The organism is Bacillus sp. MHSD_36 (assembly GCF_030757775.1).
Taxonomy (GTDB): Bacteria; Bacillota; Bacilli; order Bacillales; family Bacillaceae_G; genus Bacillus_A.
This window is the reverse complement of record NZ_JAVBIS010000001.1, coordinates 933,073-953,021: the sequence shown is the minus strand read 5'-3', so window position 1 is coordinate 953,021 and position 19,949 is coordinate 933,073. Positions and strand designations below refer to the sequence as shown.

22 protein-coding genes and 1 pseudogene are annotated in these 19,949 nt (G+C 33.4%); 4 read left to right on the top strand and 19 right to left on the bottom strand.

Features of this window, described 5'->3' with window-relative positions:
* Positions 1–14: 14 nt before the first annotated feature.
* The 13 genes and pseudogenes from Q9B79_RS04960 to recQ form a co-directional block, all read right to left on the bottom strand.
* Positions 15–419, bottom strand: a complete 405-nt coding sequence (locus tag Q9B79_RS04960; protein ID WP_098670646.1) for a GNAT family N-acetyltransferase — start codon at positions 417–419, stop codon at positions 15–17.
* Between the two features lie 238 nt (positions 420–657).
* Positions 658–799 (bottom strand): annotated as a pseudogene (locus tag Q9B79_RS04955) (N-acetylmuramoyl-L-alanine amidase C-terminal domain-containing protein); the annotation flags it as partial.
* A gap of 19 nt (positions 800–818) precedes the next feature.
* Positions 819–1,235: a GNAT family N-acetyltransferase gene (locus tag Q9B79_RS04950; RefSeq protein ID WP_306182851.1), complete on the bottom strand. Its 417-nt coding sequence runs from the start codon at positions 1,233–1,235 to the stop codon at positions 819–821.
* A gap of 27 nt (positions 1,236–1,262) precedes the next feature.
* Complete coding sequence (locus Q9B79_RS04945) at positions 1,263–1,631, bottom strand: hypothetical protein (RefSeq protein WP_306182850.1); 369 nt, start codon at positions 1,629–1,631, stop codon at positions 1,263–1,265.
* A complete protein-coding gene (locus tag Q9B79_RS04940; protein ID WP_306182849.1) occupies positions 1,628–2,404 on the bottom strand; it encodes a serine hydrolase in 777 nt (258 codons plus the stop codon). The genes Q9B79_RS04945 and Q9B79_RS04940 overlap by 4 nt, the downstream gene beginning before the upstream one ends.
* 140 nt (positions 2,405–2,544) lie before the next feature.
* Positions 2,545–3,057 (bottom strand): GNAT family N-acetyltransferase, encoded by a 513-nt coding sequence (locus Q9B79_RS04935; protein ID WP_306182848.1) that lies wholly within the window; start codon positions 3,055–3,057, stop codon positions 2,545–2,547.
* 43 nt (positions 3,058–3,100) lie between these two features.
* Complete coding sequence (locus Q9B79_RS04930; protein ID WP_306182847.1) at positions 3,101–4,102, bottom strand: HAAS signaling domain-containing protein; 1,002 nt, start codon at positions 4,100–4,102, stop codon at positions 3,101–3,103.
* On the bottom strand, positions 4,089–4,436 hold the full coding sequence (locus Q9B79_RS04925; RefSeq protein WP_060486712.1) for a PadR family transcriptional regulator: 348 nt from the start codon (positions 4,434–4,436) through the stop codon (positions 4,089–4,091). The genes Q9B79_RS04930 and Q9B79_RS04925 overlap by 14 nt, the downstream gene beginning before the upstream one ends.
* A gap of 168 nt (positions 4,437–4,604) precedes the next feature.
* Entirely contained in the window at positions 4,605–4,937 is a 333-nt protein-coding gene (locus tag Q9B79_RS04920; RefSeq protein WP_306182846.1) for a DUF952 domain-containing protein, read from the bottom strand.
* Positions 4,938–5,007: 70 nt separating this feature from the next.
* On the bottom strand, positions 5,008–7,077 hold the full coding sequence (locus Q9B79_RS04915) for a HelD family protein (RefSeq protein ID WP_306182845.1): 2,070 nt from the start codon (positions 7,075–7,077) through the stop codon (positions 5,008–5,010).
* A 118-nt stretch (positions 7,078–7,195) separates the two neighbouring features.
* A complete protein-coding gene (locus Q9B79_RS04910) occupies positions 7,196–7,939 on the bottom strand; it encodes a class I SAM-dependent methyltransferase (protein WP_306182844.1) in 744 nt (247 codons plus the stop codon).
* A gap of 177 nt (positions 7,940–8,116) precedes the next feature.
* Complete coding sequence (locus Q9B79_RS04905; RefSeq protein ID WP_306182843.1) at positions 8,117–8,503, bottom strand: gamma-glutamylcyclotransferase family protein; 387 nt, start codon at positions 8,501–8,503, stop codon at positions 8,117–8,119.
* A 25-nt stretch (positions 8,504–8,528) separates the two neighbouring features.
* Entirely contained in the window at positions 8,529–10,646 is a 2,118-nt protein-coding gene (gene recQ / locus Q9B79_RS04900; RefSeq protein WP_306182842.1) for a DNA helicase RecQ, read from the bottom strand.
* 1,071 nt (positions 10,647–11,717) lie between these two features.
* Between recQ and Q9B79_RS04895 the strand changes: the two genes are divergently transcribed.
* The 3 genes from Q9B79_RS04895 (at position 11,718) to Q9B79_RS04885 (ending at position 13,414) form a co-directional block, all read left to right on the top strand.
* Positions 11,718–12,341 carry an acetylglutamate kinase gene (locus Q9B79_RS04895; RefSeq protein WP_306182841.1) on the top strand — a complete coding sequence of 208 codons (624 nt, stop codon included), beginning with the start codon at positions 11,718–11,720 and terminating at the stop codon, positions 12,339–12,341.
* A gap of 128 nt (positions 12,342–12,469) precedes the next feature.
* The gene (locus Q9B79_RS04890; RefSeq protein ID WP_306182840.1) at positions 12,470–12,826 is read left to right on the top strand and encodes a cytoplasmic protein; all 357 of its coding nucleotides are present in this window, start codon (positions 12,470–12,472) and stop codon (positions 12,824–12,826) included.
* 135 nt (positions 12,827–12,961) lie between these two features.
* Positions 12,962–13,414 (top strand): hypothetical protein, encoded by a 453-nt coding sequence (locus Q9B79_RS04885; RefSeq protein ID WP_306182839.1) that lies wholly within the window; start codon positions 12,962–12,964, stop codon positions 13,412–13,414.
* Positions 13,415–13,805: 391 nt separating this feature from the next.
* Here the strand turns inward: Q9B79_RS04885 and Q9B79_RS04875 are convergent, their stop codons facing one another.
* The 4 genes from Q9B79_RS04875 to Q9B79_RS04860 form a co-directional block, all read right to left on the bottom strand.
* Positions 13,806–14,636 carry a GH25 family lysozyme gene (locus Q9B79_RS04875; protein ID WP_306182838.1) on the bottom strand — a complete coding sequence of 277 codons (831 nt, stop codon included), beginning with the start codon at positions 14,634–14,636 and terminating at the stop codon, positions 13,806–13,808.
* Between the two features lie 425 nt (positions 14,637–15,061).
* Complete coding sequence (locus Q9B79_RS04870; RefSeq protein ID WP_306182837.1) at positions 15,062–15,796, bottom strand: N-acetylmuramoyl-L-alanine amidase; 735 nt, start codon at positions 15,794–15,796, stop codon at positions 15,062–15,064.
* Entirely contained in the window at positions 15,796–15,966 is a 171-nt protein-coding gene (locus Q9B79_RS04865) for a hypothetical protein (protein WP_306182836.1), read from the bottom strand. Before Q9B79_RS04865 ends, Q9B79_RS04870 begins: the two co-directional genes overlap by 1 nt.
* Positions 15,967–16,243: 277 nt before the next feature.
* The gene (locus Q9B79_RS04860) at positions 16,244–16,693 is read right to left on the bottom strand and encodes a DUF6884 domain-containing protein (protein ID WP_306182835.1); all 450 of its coding nucleotides are present in this window, start codon (positions 16,691–16,693) and stop codon (positions 16,244–16,246) included.
* 301 nt (positions 16,694–16,994) lie between these two features.
* Between Q9B79_RS04860 and Q9B79_RS04855 the strand changes: the two genes are divergently transcribed.
* Positions 16,995–17,192, top strand: coding sequence for a DUF4017 family protein (locus tag Q9B79_RS04855; RefSeq protein WP_306182834.1), 198 nt, complete (start codon positions 16,995–16,997; stop codon positions 17,190–17,192).
* Positions 17,193–17,210: 18 nt separating this feature from the next.
* Here the strand turns inward: Q9B79_RS04855 and Q9B79_RS04850 are convergent, their stop codons facing one another.
* Both Q9B79_RS04850 and ppaC read right to left on the bottom strand, forming a co-directional pair.
* Positions 17,211–18,854: a M3 family oligoendopeptidase gene (locus Q9B79_RS04850; protein WP_306182833.1), complete on the bottom strand. Its 1,644-nt coding sequence runs from the start codon at positions 18,852–18,854 to the stop codon at positions 17,211–17,213.
* Positions 18,855–18,962: 108 nt separating this feature from the next.
* Positions 18,963–19,892 carry a manganese-dependent inorganic pyrophosphatase gene (gene ppaC / locus Q9B79_RS04845; protein ID WP_306182832.1) on the bottom strand — a complete coding sequence of 310 codons (930 nt, stop codon included), beginning with the start codon at positions 19,890–19,892 and terminating at the stop codon, positions 18,963–18,965.
* Positions 19,893–19,949: the final 57 nt, after the last annotated feature.

The following is a 19,949-nucleotide window of genomic DNA, read 5'->3' as shown; positions in this document are numbered from 1 at the left end:
CTAATTCGCACCTCTTATTCTTTCACGATTTGATTACGATGCATTACAATTTGTTTCGTCGCTTGAAATTGCTTTTCACCATAAAACTTTATTAATTTCTCTCCGCAAAATAAACTAACGATATGAACATGAGATATTTCTTGAAGTAATATTGTTAGCATTTTCTCTCCAATTCCTTTATTTCTTACACTTTCATGTACAACAACATCTTCTATATACGCCCGGAAAACACCGTCAGAAACAACTCTAGCAAATCCGATTAATTCATTTTTTTCCCATACCCCAATCGCTATACTATTCTTTAACATTTTTTGAATATCGATTTCTTTTCTTTCTGGCCACCAACCGACGGAGTCATAAAGTTTTCTTATTTTTTCTACGCAGATTGGTTGTTCATGTTGCAATTTATACGTGTACATTTTCTCTCTCCCATCAAATTGCTCATTCTATTTATTTTGTCTTACTTCCTTTAATATAAAACTATAGAATCTAACCTGCTATTAAAACCTTAATAAGATTAATTTATAATATCGATTTTACAATTGCAATATAAACAGTCCCTCACTCATCCTTTCATATTTCTTCTATATTAAAAATAACATGTAATATATTGAGTTAAATGAAAATAAGAGCCGCTCAATAGGACAACTCTTATTTTCATCTAACTTCATACCACCAACCTTTCCGATTAAGCCAAGCTTTTCTAGCGTTTAATTGCGTGTCACTAGTAGGCTCAGAAATACAATATGTTAGTTTGAATGATATTTTGTTTAGAAACTTGTGCTTGTATATTTTCTTGTAGAACAGAAATACGACTGCTATAGCCTCTTCTCTAAAAAGTGTTGACTATGCCCTTTAGGATGATCTTCAACAACACCATATTCTCGATAACCATTCTTTTTATAAAATTCTGGTGCTTGAAAACTAAATGAATCTAATAATATTAATCTACAACCTTTTTCCTTCGCGATACTTTCGATTTTATGTAACAGTTGACTACCATAACCATTATGACGAACTGAATTATCAACCCATAAAAAATCAATATGAAGATGATAAAAATACATCGTTCCTGTTACCCCACCAAATATTTTCCCATCCGTATCTTTCACTACAAAACTTACTTGTTCCATCGGCTGTTTTACTTCATCTGTTAAGATAGACATGTTATATTGAATTACTTTATTTTTTATGTATTCTCCTTCAGCGCGAGTACCATTCTCTATTTGTTTCATATATTTTCTTCCTTTCAACCTAGTAAGCTACCTTTTTTTCTTTATTAGTATACTAATAAAGACGAAACCACCATAAATAACAAAGCATGAAAAGCCAATTATACCTGGTACAGAAACATAGCCTATTCTTATATAACTTATAACTGCGAAACAAGCGATAGACAATATAATAGATGGCCAAAATATAAGAGCTGTTTTTCTTCGTCTCTGTTTCGATGTATTTTCTTTCTCTTTAGAAATACGTGTGCCAAAAAGTAATACAATACAAATGAGGATCGCAGCAAAATAAATAGTATCTAATGACAAATTGCGATCGTATAGTGCAATACTCACTTCAAGAGCGATAATCGTTGCAATTAAAATAATGATTGTTGATGGCTTTAAGTTTCTTTTCAATTGCTCGCTCCTAGCATACTTTCACTATATTCTTTGTATATGTACTTCAAAGCTACTGCAAAAGCATCATCTACCTCTTTATTTTCACTTCGATCAGGTAAATCTTTCCCCCCAATAACATAAAGAAACGGGAATTCGTTAAATATTCCTATTATACCAATATTTATTGTAGCTGAAGATAGTCCACCTGTCATATGAGCTAAGTGATATGAATGTATTCCTTCGTATTCACCTTGCTGTCTTACCATGCCACTGATAATGGGTTCCCATAACTCTGGTTCTAATTTATAACCTTGAAAAATATGTACTAAAAGTGAAAGAACTTGATTTAACTCCCCTTTATTTTGTTCATCCCTAGGATTTTCCTTTATATGAATCTTCGAAAAGTATGCTGAAATATATTCTTTGACATTATCCCATCCACCACTGTGCATGACAACTAACTGTGCAACGTAACTATCATGACAAGCTATCATCACTTCTACTGCTTTACTAAGTGTTAAAGTCCTTCTTCCTTGTAAATGTGGATATAACTGCGCACTATCTTCATTTGGATTAAATTTAACATGATGAAGTATATCATTCCAATTACGTTTATTTTCCTTCACGATTTGCGCTACTACAAATCCAATTGCTACTTTTGCTGCCGATGCTAACGGAATATTTAATTCACTATTATATGAAGCAACTATACAATTGCTTTTTGTAGAATAAATAGCTATCCCAACATGATCAGATTGTATCTCTTTCATTTTTCGAATGACAGTTTCCATTACCATTCCTCATTTCATATCGTTTTATCACCTTCTAATAATTCAATATAGAATGTAAAAACCCTTTTTAGCAGATTATATCGGCTATTACAATAAAAAGGTAGCATGCATTACTCCATGCTACCTAAGATACTAAACTTTTATTCTTCTAAAGGATTTTTAGGACCATTAAGCTCCAATTGATAAAAAGCTAAATCAAGCCATCTATTAAACTTATAACCAGCCTTTTTGATTGTCCCTGCATGAATAAATCCATAATTTTCATGTAAAGCAATACTTTTCTCATTATCTGCATCAATTCCAGCAATTAAAGTCATATATTCTCTTTCTTTTGCCATTGCAATCAATGCTTTCATTAAAGAAGTTCCTATCCCATTCTTTCTATATTCCATATGAACGTATACAGAATGCTCAATTGAATATTTATAGGCAGGCCAAGCTCTAAACGGACCAAATGTCGCAAATCCTACTACTTTATTATCTAGTTCATATACTAAAATTGGATAACCTTCAGCCTTTTTTTGTTCATACCAATCTATTCTATTTTCAAGGGTTACAGGTTTATACGTATATACGGCTGTTGTATGCAGTATGGCATCATTATAAATGTCTAAAATGTATGTTACATCTTGTTTCCTTGCTGCTCTTATCATTACTTTCTTCCTTTCATAACGTTTATCTTCCTTCATTTCACTATTACATACGAATACGAGCTTTTCGGAAACCATCAAATATATTTAATGCAGCAGATAAAATGTAAATGATAATACCTCCACCAATTAACCACTTTTTAACCTCCTCTGGAGAAGTAGTAAACACATTTGCCACATACGTAATAAATCCTTCATTAAATAAATGCGGATTTACTACAATTACAATGAATACAATTGTTCCAACTATTTGAAGAATAGCATTCCCGATTGTCAGCTTTTTCGTCCATTGTCCTTGTACTAACTTATAAAGAGATATACCTATTTCAAACACAATCACAATTACAACGATTGGCCAATACTGAAGTAACACATCTTGATTAAAAGCTGGTGCGACAAACTTCAATCCGCTTTCTGTACCATGATATACACCTACAAGATGGTTCGCATAAAAATAAAGTGTGGCCCATATCGCTGTCCACATTAACCCTCCAAATACTTCGAACTTTGAGATCGACTTTTTCTTTGGAACATACGAAGTATTTTTCAAATCATCAGGCGTCCATTTTTTTAAACTTGTCGTCAACGGCTCGGTACCTTTGTCTTTATCTGTTCTTTCTAAAATTGCAAATACAAGTGTCAACCAGAAAAATACATGGAGACCTACTTCGATAATTCCCCCTATTCCTTTACCTATCACATTTAAAATAACGTTTAATACCGCTTGCTCACCATCATATCCTACAAAATTTTCCGCAACCATTGCAATGAGTGCGATAACAGCTGCAATTGGTATAATCATTTTTAATAACGTCGTATATACATCAAAATAACGTGGTCCAATTAAATGCATTGGTCTATCCATATACCCATTAGCCAACGAAACCGGACTTCCCATTTTTTCAAGAACTCTTTTTTCATCGTTTTCATTATAATCATCAGGTAACATATCCTCGATAGTTGACCGTAGTTCAAGAATAATATCTTCACGATTTTTTTCAGGTAATCTCTTGGCTACTTCCTCGACATAAATATCAATCAAGTTCATTCTTGTCCTCCTCCTTTAATAGATTATAAAGTTCTTTTGAATCCTTTATCCATTCCTTTTTCAACTGCAAAAATATCTCCAATCCGTATTCACTTAAAACGTAATACTTACGCGGTCTACTCTCCGTTTTATCCCAACTACTCGTCACTAGCTCCTGCTTTTCTAATCGGCGAAGTAGTGGATATAACGTACTTTGATCGATTGTAATTCCTGATTGTTCCAATAATTGGACAAGTGAATACCCATATTGCGGTGTTCTTAACTGGCTTAAAACCGCTAATGTTAATGTACCTCTTCTTAGTTCAGTAATTAACGAATTTAATAAAGCATCCATTCACTCACCTCATTTTCATTACTATATGTCATACAGTATGTGTTTTATACTATGTATCGTACAGTATTATCGTGATAAAAACAATGAATTTTCACAAAAAATAGATAATAAAAAAGCGCAAACATTGAATTTGCGCTTTTTTAGCTAATTTAAATATCTATACCCATCTTACCGTTGTACCTCTCGTAATATGAACTCTCCTTTTTCTTTATGAAATGGGATAACTTCTACAATCGACTCAATATTAATTACTCCATATACATGCGGATATTCTTGACCGTTAGAAGCAAGTTCATATTTTATGTCTGCTTTTAACAGAATTGGATCAATTGTAAGTAATAAAACATCTTCTTCCTGACTAAAATATTTTCCAGCGACTTTTAAAGCTTGTTCTAAAAATGAACAATGAATAAATCCCTCTTCTTTTAATGAGGCTTCATTAATTTCTTCATTTATCTTTGCGGTTTCCCAATTTCTCTGTGTTATTACTTTGGTAATCATTATCATGTCTCCTATATATTTATAAACTAAGAGGCTTTCCTATTCATTACTAGAAAAGCCTCTTGAATTTTCATTTCTTAATTAACGGAGATGCTTCCCCGCTATGGAAAATCCATAAATCATGAAGTGATCTCGTACATCCAACATATAATAACTTCGCATCATGTTTCGTATTTTTATAATGTTCTTCATCGACATCAATAAGTAGAACAGCATCAAATTCTAGCCCTTTCGCCAAGTATACAGGTACTACTGAAATACCACCTTCATATTTACTTTGATCTGCTTCAATGAAGTTTACAGCCAATCCTGCGTTTATTAATTTCTCATATATATCGCGGCACTCACCATCTGTTCTTCCTATTACCGCAATTGTTTTCACATCTTCATTTTGTAAATATTTTATCGTCTTCATAATCTCGTTAAATTGATTTTCTGCTTGGATTACTTTAACATCTTCACCACTACGAAAAACTGGTGTCGCAAGTCCTACTGGAATCTCTGCATTTTTAATTATTTCGTTCGCAAATTCAATAATTTCTTTTGTAGAGCGATAACTTCTCGTCAATTCATAATAACCTGTTTCTTGGAATACTTCCTTAAAAGCACCCCAATCTTCAATCCCTTGATAATCGTAAATTGCTTGAGATAAATCACCTAATATAGTGAAAGAATTACCTAGTGTAATTTCTTTTAATACATACACTTGGAATGGCGAGAAATCTTGCGCTTCATCAATAACGACGTGATGGAATTTCTGTCCGATTTCAATACCTGTTATGCGGTGATGTATGTATATTAAAGCTGGTAAATCTTCTACATACACTTCTTTTTTACGACAACTTTTTTCAGTTTCTTTCACAAGTTCTTCAGGTAATACTTCGAGTATTTCTTTACTTTTCAATATTGAACTATAAATTGAAAGTGAGCTCATTTTCGGCCAAAACTTCATATAAGTGTTCAATCTCTTAGTCGCTTCTTTTTTTAGTAATTTCTTCTCGTTTGTTTCTCCATACTTTTTCAGTTCAATTTCAATCCAGCGCTTCATTCGGCCGACTAATCTTTCTCTTCTTTTCTTTAATGGATAATGTTTATATTCCACTTGCATCCATTTTTTTATGTCTTCTACTGGAATAATAGCTTTGTCCCATGCCTCAAAATCACTTGTTGGTACTAATTCTTTTTCAAATTGAAGCATTCTCTCTTCAATAAAGGACTTAAATTCCAGTGTACCTTTCAATTTACCCAGCATAATTTTTTCTTCATCACGATTAATAGAAAATGCTTCTTTCAATTTTTCTTCTGTTTGCTTCAGTTTCATCGAATCATCTAATGTACGTAATGCCCAATCTGGAAATGTTGTTTGACTAATATTCCCTACACCTAATTCAGGAAGTACACTTGAAATATAGTCTAAAAACAGACTATTTGGAGCGAATACAATCATTCTCTCAGCTTCTAGCTGCTCACGATATTCATAAATTAAAAAAGCAAGGCGATGTAAAGCGATTGTTGTTTTTCCGCTCCCTGCAACCCCTTGAATAAGTAGTGGTAAGTTTCTTTCCGCACGAATAATATCATTTTGCTCCGATTGTATCGTCGAAACAATATCCTTTAGTTTATTATCTTTATTCTCACCTAATCGATATAGAAGAAAATCATCGGCATGCGAGACATCTTCATTTCCTTTTACATATGTATCAACAACACGTTCTAATTCTCTTTTTCGAATAGAGATATTTCGCTTTAAATAAACATCACCCTCTACTAATCCATCTGGCGATTGATAAAATGCTAGTTCATCACCGCCGGTAAATGAATAAAACATACTTGCGACAGGTGCCCGCCAATCAATTACAATTGGCTTCATTGTGTCTTTATGTGAAACACCAACTTTACCGATGTAAATCGGCATAACTTCTTCCTTGCCATCCTCTTGAAAATCTAATCTTCCAAAGTACGGTTCTTGTACACCGATACGTAAATTTTGCCTATTAGATTCTCTCATACTTTCTAGAATTTGTTCTTTAAAATCATCTCCATAATAAACCGGAATGTTTTCAAGCTGTTCTAATTGATCATCCATCGTACGTAATGTATCTTTCATCCTTTGTAACTCTTCTTCAAAAATGTTGTTCATTTGATGATTCCCTCCTGTCCGTTCTAATTTTTCAGTCGAAATACAATTGTATTAAAAATCCATTTATAAAGTCAATAGCTTTAGTAAGAATTTTCTAAATTAAAAAGAAGAGTAGAGATTAATCCCTACTCTTCTTTACTTTAACTCGATACGCCAAACATTCATTTAAAGTTGCTAATTCTTTATATTTCCGTTTTTCAAAATCGTATGCTCCTCCTGGGAAGATTCCTACAATACTTAAACCAGCTTCAGCACATAGATTGCTAATCTCATCTACCGTATAACAACGTAAAGACTGTGTAACTATATCATTTGGATTATTAGGATGCCACCAATGATCTAGCATTCTTTCATTTATGCTATCATAATCATATTTTCGCATAGCTGAACTTAAGGACATTTCTTGTCCTCTTACCTTTTTCCAATACAATGGTTGATAAATATCAATAAGTGCACATCCATCATCCTTCATCCAATTTTTAATCCGTTTTAATAGAATCAATTGTTCATCATCTGTCCCTACACCAAATCCATCTAAATAACTAACAACATCAAACTTTTCTTCAAAATTAATTTTATAAAAATCAGCGCAATGTATAGCAATATCATTAGTAGAATGCTCTTTTGCAAACATAACTAACTCTGGTATAAGCTCAACAGTAGTCATCTTTACACGTAACTTAGACATCGCCCTTGCAAACCCGCCATTTCCTGCTCCTAGTTCTAACATCGACTGAAATGGATGTCCAATTTGTTCTTGAACTTCTTTCGCAACCTGTTCTAACCAGCTTTCTGTATTAATATCGTAATTGGATAATTCGAATTGTTTTTCGTAAAATTCCCTCACATCTAATTCATTCATTATTATTCTCCTCCTGTATATTTTTTCTACTACAGGTGAGAAACTAAATTTCTGATACCCATGAAAAATCCTCCTTTTGATTTTTCTATATTTTAATTTTATCAAAATAATCAGATTTTTGACAGTTTCAATTTAAAAAGCAGATAATGGACGTTCCCACTATCTGCTCTATGGCTGCTATTCTTTTTCTTGTTGATACTTTACCCAATCACCAGAAATGATAACTTTCCTTAGCATCTCTTTGTCTTGAGCAACATACACAAATGCACGTATTTCTCTATCGTCTAAATAAATCGTTTCGGTGATTCGGTCATATAAATCACTCTCTACATTACCTGTGTATTCTTCCAGTTCATCTAATTTTTGCAATACATCATCATTCACTTCATAAACTTCCCCATATACTTTATCTTTATTTGAACAAATCATCGCTGGATACCCTTCGTTTGTATCAAATAATTTGCCATACGTCCATGCCCCGTCTGCGATGCATTTTGCACCTTGCATAAAATGAGCATTCGTTTGCTCTTTTCTTAACGTGCCATACACAAAAACGTGATACATATATCCCTATCCCCTTCATATGTCTCTACTTTCTAATTTGTAAATAAGCACGAATCATAAAGTAACTCACTTCATTTGGAAGTTGTTCCTTAATCGATTTCAGACCACCCTCTGCATTTTGAACGGCAGTTTCAATCAGTGATTCATATTCTGCAGGAACAAAACTATTCCAGTCTACTTCCATTCCATCTTCAAAACAACGTATTAAATGATTTTCAATTGTTTGTCTTGATAAGCTACGTTCTTTCGCAATTTCATTTAAATCAATGCCTTGTTTATACATTTCATACGTTTCTAAATGAGAATTTGCTGACGCTTTCCCTGACTTTTTCCGCTCTGTCACCACTTCTGTCTTAATTGTTTCAGCATAGTTTGGGTTTTCCTCAATAAAGTGCTGAACTGCTTGTAAGAAATGAGAACCATACTTCACAAGTTTATGTTCACCAATCCCTTTTACAGTTAAAAGTTCAGAGTCACTTTGCGGCATTTTCGCACACATATCTTTCAACGTTTGGTCAGAGAAAATGACGAATGGAGGTACACCTTCTCCTTGCGCAATTTCTTTACGTACTTCACGAAGTATTTCAAATAAAGGATGATCTTGAACAATTTGTCTTGTCTCTACTCGTTCTTTACGTAAAACATTCTCTTTACCAAGTAACACTTCTTTTCCTTTTTCCGTTACTTTTAATGTCGGATACGTACCGTGTTCAACTGCGATTAATTCATCTGAAATTAAAAACTCAATAAATTCACTGACTTCTTTTACGCTACGATTTGATAGTAAGCCGTATGTTGGTAAAGTATGGAAATTAAATTCAATCACTTTCTTATTTTTCGAGCCAGTTAAAACTTGGGCAATCATTTGTTTTCCAAATCTTTGGTTCGTCCTAATCATACAAGATAGAACCATTTGTGATTCTCTCGTCACATCGATACTTTCGCGGTCGTCCGTACAATTACCGCAGCGTCCACAATCTTCTTTCGGCTCTTCTCCAAAGTATTGCAAAATAAATGATTGTAAACATTGTTCTGTATGACAATAGTCAGTCATATTTTGCAGTTTTTCAAGTTCATTTGAAAAACGAGATTCTCCTGTCGATTGATCAATTAAAAAGCGCTGTACTTGCACATCTTGAGAAGAATATAGCAATATACATGCACTATCTAAACCGTCACGTCCTGCACGTCCTGCTTCTTGGTAATAACTTTCCATGTTTTTTGGCAGTTGATAATGGATAACGTAACGAATATTCGATTTATCAATCCCCATCCCAAATGCTGATGTCGCTACCATTACACTCACTTCATCACGTAAAAAGAGTTCTTGCTGCTCATTTCGATCGTTATCACTCATACCAGCATGATATTTTGAAACAGAAACTCCTGCTTTCATTAAATCCTCATATAATTGATCCACTACTTTTCTAGTAGCCGCATATATAATCCCAGATTCTTTTTGATTTTGACGAATATAATCCGCCAAATATGCATGACGGTCTTGTCCTTTAATAACAGAAAATGATAAGTTCTCACGCTCAAACGTTGTCATAATCGTGTTTTCTTGATTAATTCCAAGTGTGTTACAAATATCATCACGAACTTGTGGTGTAGCCGTAGCAGTTAATGCTAATACGAGCGGCTTCTCTGGAAGATAATCTAATATGCGATGTATATGTAAATAACTTGGACGGAAATCATGTCCCCACTGCGAAATACAGTGTGCCTCATCAATTGCAATCATCGGGATTTTCATATCGATAAGTTGGTCTACAAACTCCATTGAATCAAGACGCTCAGGCGCTACATAAAGTAACTTATAATGGCCTTGTTTCGCTAATTGAATTCGTTGATTTGCTTCTGTAATAGAAATCGAACTATTAATATAAGTAGCTGAAATACCGTTTTGTACTAATGTATCTACTTGGTCTTTCATAAGTGATATTAAGGGCGATATAACTAACGTCGTTCCTTCGAATACTAATGCGGGAATTTGATAACAAATTGACTTACCACCGCCCGTAGGCATAATACAAACTGTATCTTTCCCATCTAATACATTTTTAATTGTTTCATCTTGTCCTCTTCGGAATGACGAATAACCGAAATAAGACGCTAAAAGTTCTTGTGCTTTTGTAAACAAAAAAGAGTCACCTGCTTTTCTATATCTTTCATCTACTACTATTATATCATCTCTTATGCGTCATGAAAGTGATGAATACATGACTAACAGCCTGCTTTTTCATTATTTTATGCTTATTTACGTTTTAGAAGCTATTTAGCAACTAAAACGAATTTCAAAATAAGTACACATTTTATTTAATCCTCTTGAATACTACTAATCTTATACATATGAATTCAGGAGGTTACTATATGAAGCACCATAATATTAGTTCCATCAAACAGAAAACAGTACCGAATAAACTCCAATTCTCAAATCATGATGCGTGGAAATATGAATCATATTATAAATACCAACCTTTATTGTCTTATAGAAAACTTTTTCACTTTCTTTCTCAACTTTTTAAACGTTAATACGTGGGCGAAATGTATCCATTCACAAAAATTTTCTCAATATAAACCTTATAGACTTTATACAATACCGTTGATATCATATGAAATATTCTGTTGGATAAACCCCTTAAGTTGACCTGCTTATATAAGCAGGTCTTTTTTGATTATCTTATATTTCAGTACACTTTTTGTTGTGCTTGTAAATCTTTTCTCCATTTTATAACCATACTCCACTCGCAACAAATGGTGATAATCACAAAAGTAAACTATAAATGCTCAATATTTAATTATTCAATTCTTTTTTTCTCAATACACAAAACGATTTTCAATTGTTATTATAAAAGTACTCCAGATGAGTTTTTGCTCATCAACATTATCTAGTTAAAGGGATCTGCCGCGGGAAGCAGATCCCTTTGACTGTATTAAAGACCCATTTTCATTTGGACACATTTACCAGGTTTTTTTAAGTGAATTTTATGATAATATTACGTAGTCGAGTCCGACATCTCGGCAATACCCTTTAGAGGATCTGCAACTTCCCTTGCAGATCCTCTTTTACTTTATATTCACTTTATCTATATATACCATAATGAAAACCTTAATTTTCCCATATCGAATTCAAAATAACCAAGGACACGTAACTAAATATAAATTCTCATCATACTTTGAGTTATACATGTTCAAAGGAGTGTTACCGTTTATGTATACTTATTGGCAATCATATTACTCCCCCTACCATAATCCTTATGTACACTTTGATACTTCTGTACGTAATTACCGAATTAGTAAAAACGAGAATTTTTTAAAAGGTTATATGCGTTCTTTATGGGAACAACATGTCGCTTGGACGAGATTAGCTATTATAAGTATTGTCTTTCATTTACCAGACGTTAACGTTACAGTTGGGCGTCTTCTTCAAAATGCACCACATATGGGACTATCACTTGAACCATTCTATGGTGAGGATGCTGTAAAAAAATATAGTGCATTAATTAAAGACCACTTAGTCATTGCAGCGGATCTTGTTAAAGCCGCAAAAGCTGGTGACCAAAATGCCGCTGCCGCTATAGAGAAGAAATGGTATGCTAACGCTGATCAAATTGTCGATTTTCTTAACAGTATCAACCCATATATAGAAAAAGAAGCATTTCGAAAAATGTTTTATGAACATTTAGCATTAACAAAAGCGGAAGCACTTGCCTTTCTAAATAAGGATTTTGAAGCAAGTGTAAAACTATACGATAAAATTGAAAAAGAAGCATTAGAAATGGCCGACATGATAACAAATGCAATCGTAAAACAATTCCCGCAAGTATTCCAATAACAATAAGCCGATTTGAAAACCAAATCGGCTTATTAAACTTTCTATTAATGATATTTCATCTGCCCTCTTTACATTTAACGTATATCGATATATTTTATAAATATCCGTTTTTTATAGGAGGAAATAGTTTGATTAACGCGATTGGCCTCGTTTTTATACTTACAAATAAATACGAGAAAAAAAAGAAAGTTTACCTCAATGAAAAATTTGCACTAATAGATATTATTGATTCTAAAGAAGTATTTGATGATGAAGGAAATCCTTTAGTGGAACTAACATGTAAATACAGTATATATTTAGATGAAAAATATTACTGTAAATCTCTCGATGATTATACCGGACAAGTATTTCCTTTCTTAAGTGCAAAAATAGGAAAAGGTCTTCTAAGAAACTTAAACTACTACTTTTCTTATGTTGATGCCTATGATAAGAAACCACCAGTTAAAGAAATAAGACCACTTATGAAACAAGTAACTAACAGATAGCAAAAAAAAACAAAAAAAGAAAGCATCTAACTCTGGATGTTTTCTTTTTTATTGAAAACTCATTAAATTTCATCCTCTTCTAAAAGTATGTATCCAAGCATATTTTAAATTAAAAACATTGGAGGATTAGACTGAATGAAATACTCAGAAACTATTGTAAGTAAACGACTACGAATGCTTAAAATGACGGGTATGTTTTTCATGCTAGTGTTAATAGCATGGATTGGATATACAAAATTACTTTATGAAAAAGGCTTTCTTCAAGAAAAAAAGAATTCAGTAGAAGTAATGAACACTAGCATTACAGGAGAAATAGAGCAGCTTTTTCATATAAACTTGCAAGGTTATCGAAAAACAAGCCTTGATGCTGTTATAGAAGCCAGTAAAACCGATCCAAGCGAACTATCCCTAATTGAACTAGTCAACAAATCCTGCTCGCGAGATTGCATAGGCGAACCAGTCACATATGTAAACTCAAACAATGGATATATCTTTTATAAGGAATCTAATGGAACTAATATAGCTATAACAGTTAAAAAGAAAGACACATGGATAATTGTAAAGAAATCTGTTCAAGATGGAATATAATCTCCCCCAAAAAGAGTACGTATCGTACTCTTTTTTATTATTAATACCCTTCCTCTTCATGCCTACAATGGCATTTCGCTTTTGTTTTACAATGACATTTTTCACACTCACACTTTGGTTTCTCTTTGCAACAACACTCGTGAAAATCATTGCGTTTACATCTACATCTCCCAAACATCAAATCATCCCAAAATTTATTACAATCTTGAAAATGTCCACAATGACAAGTATTTCTCATAAATATGCTTCCTCCTTGATAGAATTCATCATATTCTATGTTTGAAAGTATACAAAGGCTTGTTTATTAGTCTATTTTCTCCATATTATAAGTAGAGTTAAAAGATTACATAAAAATAAAAAACCGTCACATGACGGCTTTTTATTTAGCAAACTATTCTTTTGTATAAAAATATTTAAGTCCCTTAGCATCTAACCACGCTGTCGCTCGATCTAATTCATTCCCTTGGCGATATGCTGTTTCGAATCTAACTAATCCTTGTTTATCTCCATATGAGATAATACGAGATTCATACCCAAGAGCATCCATCATTCCTAACATTTCTACGACTAACGCTGTACCAAATTCATACGTAACAACTTTACTAAATTTATTCACTATAATTCCAACTCCTTCTTGTTTTGTCGATTGTTCAACAGTTTGATTAGTAAACCAAACTAACGGTTTTTTTCCCATTAACTTATTTAAATCACATTTTCCTATGCCAGCTACATTCCCTGTTTCTGTGTATTGCCAAATATCACATGGGTAGGCTGGTTTGTTACCACCATAACGAGGAATCCATACAAAATCACAATTGACATTTGCCATTCCAAATGGAGCATACATATGATGAGCGATGTATACACCGACTTTCTTAGCTCCTAATCTTCGTAATTCATCAATAAAGGCTTGTGTACCCGCTCTCATATCGTTCATTGTTTTTACTTCTACATCAGCTACCCAAACTGTCGCATTTTTATCACCACGGTTCCAAAAGTCTCTCGCCTCTATCCGTGCATCCTCTACTGAAGCGAAACGACAGAACGCATAATTACCAAACGGAATATTTCTTACTTTCATTGCTTGTACATAATTTTTATATAAAGGATCTACATAATTTGAACCATCTTGCACACGTGCAATTACAAAATCTAATTGTGGAGCTGCGATATCCCAATTAATGTTGCCATTCCATTTCGAAATATCTACAATGTAACCCATTATTTAACATCTCCTTTTTCGTTATTATATTCAAAGCTTGTTTTTTTGCTAGTATCATCTAATAAATAGTATGAGAGGTATTGTATTATTTAGTAATAATTTAAAATTCGGCTTATGTATTGAGAAAATAAAATATTATTACGGGTTTAATAAGTAAAGACTTACAAAGCTCTAAACTATAATCAGTAGGAGGCTACAAGCAGTGCAACTCCCAGCTAATTTCTTTGCTTCATCCGAATTTTGAGGTGGGGGCCTTACTGCCCGTTAAAGCGGGATAAATAAAACCACCTTTCTGACAGGTGGTTTTGTGTACTATTTTACATATACATTATCCATATTTATAGTTACATAATTATTAATTACTTAATATACTTATTAACTAAAAATAAGACAATTTTTAGTTTTTAATCAAACTAAATTTCGTTTTATCTCAAGTACTCATAGTACCATTTACGTGCATCTAACCAAGCTGTAAATTTATCGATATTTCCGGACGGATAGCCATTCGTTATAGCATAACCAATGCCATCTTTCTGAACGACAATTTGTCCATCAATACCCGCATCAACCATCGCCTGAGCCAAAACTTGTAAATTGCTAAATGCTACACCACCAGTTTTTACTTTGAGCAAATCCGCTGCACCTCCTCCAGTTTGTCCTGTAAGAGCAAATACAATAGAATTAGCGATTTTATCAACATTCCATTTTGCCATGTCGGATTCATTATCAATAAATCCTAATTCAATAAGAATAGCCGGTGCCTTCGTTCCATTTAATACTGCTAAATCTGTACGTTGTTTCGCACCTCGATCACGCCATCCAATATCTTTTGCTAGTTGAGCTGAAATTTTAGCCGCCAAATCTTTCTGATCATAATACAAAACCTCAACACCCTGTCCATTTCCATCACTTGCATTAAGGTGAAAAGAAATAACTAAATCCACAGCATGGGAATTGCTATTCCGAATGATATTATTTAAATTTTGTGATTGAGTTGTCCCTACCTCGTCCGTATCGTCATAAACCGTGTGTCCCAGGGATCTTAACTTAGTCGCCACAGCATCTTTAACTTGCCTATCCAGAACGTGTTCTTTCCGATTCCCAAAATTAGCCCCTTGAACAATACTATTGTGTCCTCCGTGCAAACTATATCTGGCCATTATTTATCAACATCTCCTTTCTTAATATCATATTCAAAACTTGTCTTATTGCTATTCCCCCTTACAATCTTAACTGTCCCCATACATCCTACATTTTCTAAAGGTAAAGGCAAATCGTTTTCGATATAGAGTGAAACTTTAATCAGTGGGGGGGTTTGTTCATCTCCCACTGATTATCAGCCCTCACCAATCGGGCTTTTACGGGCAGCCCAATCCCCACCTAACTTCTTTGCTTCCGCTGCATTTTGAGGTGGGGGTCTTACTACCCGCAAATAGCGGGATAAAAAGTGATGTCACTTCACAAATCTGATTCTTCGTTCTCTAAATTGCATTAACTTGAATTGTGACACGAACAAAAAGCATCACCTTTTTGGCGATGCTTAAAAACTCTATTTTACGTTTTAGCTCCCTAAATAAAATTTAAGATTATGGTGACCGAAACTATACTTATATTTCCTCCTCTTCCTTCACTGCCCGTTTTAACCTCTGCAACATATACCCAATTCCTTTACAACCTACTAACGGATACGTAATGATTTCTTCTAAATATAATTGTGTTACTACTTTCTTATGCTTCTTACCTGCAAGTAAAACAATTTCATCAAACTGAAACAAATCTTTTTCAATCATCTGTTGTTTTAATTGTTCTATACTAATAATCTCATCGCTCTTTGAATCAAACGCAAGATCATAGTTTTCTAGTACAGTATCATTTGGCCTTAAAAATCCATGCTTCGCCGATAATATAACCCAATTCTCGAAAAACATAGTTGCATACGCTTGACATGCTTTTCCGAACGGGCTAATATATACATCTTTTGCCTCCATCGGTCCATAATCTGGATACTTATCCCAAATTTTCTTCTTTCCGCATGGAATTATGCATAACCTTTTCATTTATATTTCTTACCTCTTCTCCCGCATAAATAAAATAAATTATTTTATACATTTTTCTATCAATATGCTATATAATAATTTCAAAAATAAAATTACATCTTTTACCATATGAACAGCATGTTTCACTTATAATTTACTTTTTTAAGATTTGAATTTCCATTCCCCCTATTTAAACATAGTACACCCCTTGTAAATATTATAATACTACAAACAATGGTATATTTACTTTTCAAAGCCCTTAATAATAATAATTAGAGTATACGAATAATCAAATATAATATCTTTAGAAGGAGGTGAACATATGAAAAATATACTCCCTGCACTAGTACTCTATATTATTGTTTGCATAATCGCTATGATTGCTCCATCATCTCAAGGCTATAATCATGTTGGCTGGAAATTGTTTGTTGGGCAAGCGTATGCTATACCTATTTTTCTCATTACAGCTATTATTACATTTTATATAAACAAGAAAAAATCTACGAACAAACAGTTATAAGGATAGCAAATGCTATCCTTATTTTAATTCATTAATCAAATCCAAAATAACATTTGCAGTACTTTCTATCCTTTCTTCCGAAAAATCAAACGTGACACCTGTTTTTTCATATATTTCTTGTATGGATAAATTCCAATCTGCACTCGCACCTTCTTTAAAGAAAGCAATTGCTTTTTCTGGGTCTTCCCGGTAAATTTGAAACAATTGCATTGCCCCAATTTGTGCAATTGCATATTCAATTTTATAAAAAGGAAACTGAACAAAGTGAAATGTCTCTAACCAACTCGAACTGATTTCATTCTCTAATCCTGTAATGTCGACTGATGAATATTGATACCTCTTGCATAGTTCGGCGTATTTCTTATCACGCTCTTCTGATGTATGGTTTGGATTTGTATAAAGCCAGTGCTGGAATACATCTCCTGCAACTGACGATATTAATAAAGACAAAGTACGATATAATTGCACTCGCTGCACTTCTTTATATTCTTCTTGCTTGTAAAAGATATTAAGCTTTTCCATTACTAGTAACTCAAGGCTGAGAGAATACAGCTCAGCCACCTCTTCACGAAGATACCTTTCCTGCATGCTACTTTCATTATTAAATTGTTTATAAAAATGAAATGCATGCCCCAATTCGTGTATCAGTGCATTAATTGCATAAAAAGATGGACTAAAATTAGAGTACACAAAAACCTCTTTACTATGAGGTAAGGTAAAACAAGCAGCTCCCGGTGCTTTATTTTCACGTTCTTCTACGTCAATAAATCCAGCTTTCCTTATATAAATAAATTTTTCATAAAAATATAAATCTGTTTTCCGAAACATTTCTTCCACCCCACTCAATAAATCAATGGCATTTTGAAATGGAGCTTTTGGTACATTACCTAGCGTAAGATCCCAAGGGCGATATCTTTTTACACCGAGATTTTTTTTAGAAAGACTTCCTAACTGTTTCCAAATGGGGACAATATACTTTTCTATAGATTCATGAAGCTTATAACATTCTTCAATACTATAATCTCTATTTTTTTGTTTGAAAGCATATTCACTATAATTATTAAATCCCGCATTTAAAGCCATTTCATTCCGCAATTGTACAAGTTCATTCAAAATAAAATCTATATCTATTTTCACTACACTTCTCGCTTCACATAAAGCGTACCAGGCTTTTTTACGAATAACTCTATTTGGGTTATCTAATTTTGCTTTTACAAATGCATATGTCTTTTGCTCACCTTCCCAATTAATAGATATGTTAGACATTATTTCTCTATATTTCGTAATATGCTCTTGCTCTTTAACGGAAAGGGTAACTTTCTTTTCATTAAACATTTTACTTTTTACTAATCTTGCTTTTTTCATAAATCCATATTTCTGCTCATCTAATAAGTCGGAAAACGCGCACTCTCTAAATTTCTGATCAAATTTTGCATTGTATCTTTTTAAAATTGGTTGGATTGTATTTTGATTATACATATGTAAACCACGTATATTTCTGTCATTTGTATCTCTATACGTGGCGATTAAACTACTTGTTATCTCCTCTTCTATTTCAGCAGTTACACGCCTTTCATCCAAAAGCCAACTCTCTAATTCTGAAACAGAAGCAATATTTCGCTCTAAAAGTGACTGTAAGTTATTTTCTAAATCATTAAACATACACAATCCTCCCATTACCTAGTTTGAATTTTCTTTTTTTTATAGATAAAAAAGGACAAGTAGCCAATCCGACTACTTGTCCTTTTTGTTAAACCATACTCAATACTATTAAGCTTGGAATGCTTCTGTTAATACTGGTACGATTTGTTTTTTACGAGATACAACACCTTTTAAAGTAGCAGTGTTGTTTTCTAGAGATACGTTGTATGCTTTCTCAACAACGTTTGCTGCTTTACCGATCGCAAGACCGACAGAATCGTTAGTTAAGATATCAGTTACAACGAATAAGAATAGGTCTAAACCTTTTTCTTCTACTACTGCAGAGATAACTTTTTCAAGTTCCGCTTGGTGTACAAGAACGTCGTTTGTATCAACAGCGTTTACTTGTGCAATTTCAACTTTCGCATTACCCATTTGGAATTCTTTAGCGTCAAGAGAGATTAATTGCTCCATTGTTTTTCCGCTTAAATCAGCACCAGCTTTTAACATTTCTAAGCCGTAGTTATCAGCATCTACACCAGCGATTTCCGCTAATTCACGAGCTGCCGCTACGTCTTGCTCTGTGCAAGTTGGAGATTTGAATAGTAAAGAATCTGAAATGATTGCAGATAACATTAAACCTGCAACTTCTTTACGAATTGTAACGCCGTTTTCTTTGTACATTTTGTTTAAGATTGTAGCTGTACAACCAACTGGCTCACAACGGTAGTAAATAGGATCGCTTGTTTCAAAGTTAGCAATACGGTGATGGTCAATAACTTCTAACACACGAACAGATTCGATATCGTTAGCACTTTGTTGACGCTCGTTATGATCAACTAAAATAACGTTGTCCACTTCGTTTGCAACTGTCTCAACAAAACGCGGTCCTTCTACTTTAAAATAGTCTAACGCAAATTGAGTTTCACCGCTGATTTCGCCTAAACGTACAGGCTCAGCATTCATTCCTAATTCTTTTTTTAATTCTGCATAAGCAATTGCAGAGCAAATTGCATCTGTATCTGGGTTTTTATGCCCGAAAACTAGTACTTTTTCCATGTTTTCCACCTCTTCATGAAAAGGATATCTTAAAGAAGCAAATATGACAATATTTAA

What these genes read in the sequence shown, in the direction of transcription:
- Q9B79_RS04960 (WP_098670646.1), bottom strand. Translation starts at nt 419, where the DNA reads ATGTACACGTATAAATTGCAACATGAACAACCAATCTGCGTAGAAAAA.
- Q9B79_RS04950 (WP_306182851.1), bottom strand. Translation starts at nt 1,235, where the DNA reads ATGAAACAAATAGAGAATGGTACTCGCGCTGAAGGAGAATACATAAAA.
- Q9B79_RS04940 (WP_306182849.1), bottom strand. Translation starts at nt 2,404, where the DNA reads ATGGAAACTGTCATTCGAAAAATGAAAGAGATACAATCTGATCATGTT.
- Q9B79_RS04935 (WP_306182848.1), bottom strand. Translation starts at nt 3,057, where the DNA reads ATGATAAGAGCAGCAAGGAAACAAGATGTAACATACATTTTAGACATT.
- Q9B79_RS04930 (WP_306182847.1), bottom strand. Translation starts at nt 4,102, where the DNA reads ATGAACTTGATTGATATTTATGTCGAGGAAGTAGCCAAGAGATTACCT.
- Q9B79_RS04925 (WP_060486712.1), bottom strand. Translation starts at nt 4,436, where the DNA reads ATGGATGCTTTATTAAATTCGTTAATTACTGAACTAAGAAGAGGTACA.
- Q9B79_RS04920 (WP_306182846.1), bottom strand. Translation starts at nt 4,937, where the DNA reads ATGATTACCAAAGTAATAACACAGAGAAATTGGGAAACCGCAAAGATA.
- Q9B79_RS04915 (WP_306182845.1), bottom strand. Translation starts at nt 7,077, where the DNA reads ATGAACAACATTTTTGAAGAAGAGTTACAAAGGATGAAAGATACATTA.
- Q9B79_RS04910 (WP_306182844.1), bottom strand. Translation starts at nt 7,939, where the DNA reads ATGAATGAATTAGATGTGAGGGAATTTTACGAAAAACAATTCGAATTA.
- Q9B79_RS04905 (WP_306182843.1), bottom strand. Translation starts at nt 8,503, where the DNA reads ATGTATCACGTTTTTGTGTATGGCACGTTAAGAAAAGAGCAAACGAAT.
- Q9B79_RS04895 (WP_306182841.1), top strand. Translation starts at nt 11,718, where the DNA reads ATGTATACTTATTGGCAATCATATTACTCCCCCTACCATAATCCTTAT.
- Q9B79_RS04885 (WP_306182839.1), top strand. Translation starts at nt 12,962, where the DNA reads ATGAAATACTCAGAAACTATTGTAAGTAAACGACTACGAATGCTTAAA.
- Q9B79_RS04875 (WP_306182838.1), bottom strand. Translation starts at nt 14,636, where the DNA reads ATGGGTTACATTGTAGATATTTCGAAATGGAATGGCAACATTAATTGG.
- Q9B79_RS04870 (WP_306182837.1), bottom strand. Translation starts at nt 15,796, where the DNA reads ATGGCCAGATATAGTTTGCACGGAGGACACAATAGTATTGTTCAAGGG.
- Q9B79_RS04860 (WP_306182835.1), bottom strand. Translation starts at nt 16,693, where the DNA reads ATGAAAAGGTTATGCATAATTCCATGCGGAAAGAAGAAAATTTGGGAT.
- Q9B79_RS04855 (WP_306182834.1), top strand. Translation starts at nt 16,995, where the DNA reads ATGAAAAATATACTCCCTGCACTAGTACTCTATATTATTGTTTGCATA.
- Q9B79_RS04850 (WP_306182833.1), bottom strand. Translation starts at nt 18,854, where the DNA reads ATGTTTAATGATTTAGAAAATAACTTACAGTCACTTTTAGAGCGAAAT.
- ppaC (WP_306182832.1), bottom strand. Translation starts at nt 19,892, where the DNA reads ATGGAAAAAGTACTAGTTTTCGGGCATAAAAACCCAGATACAGATGCA.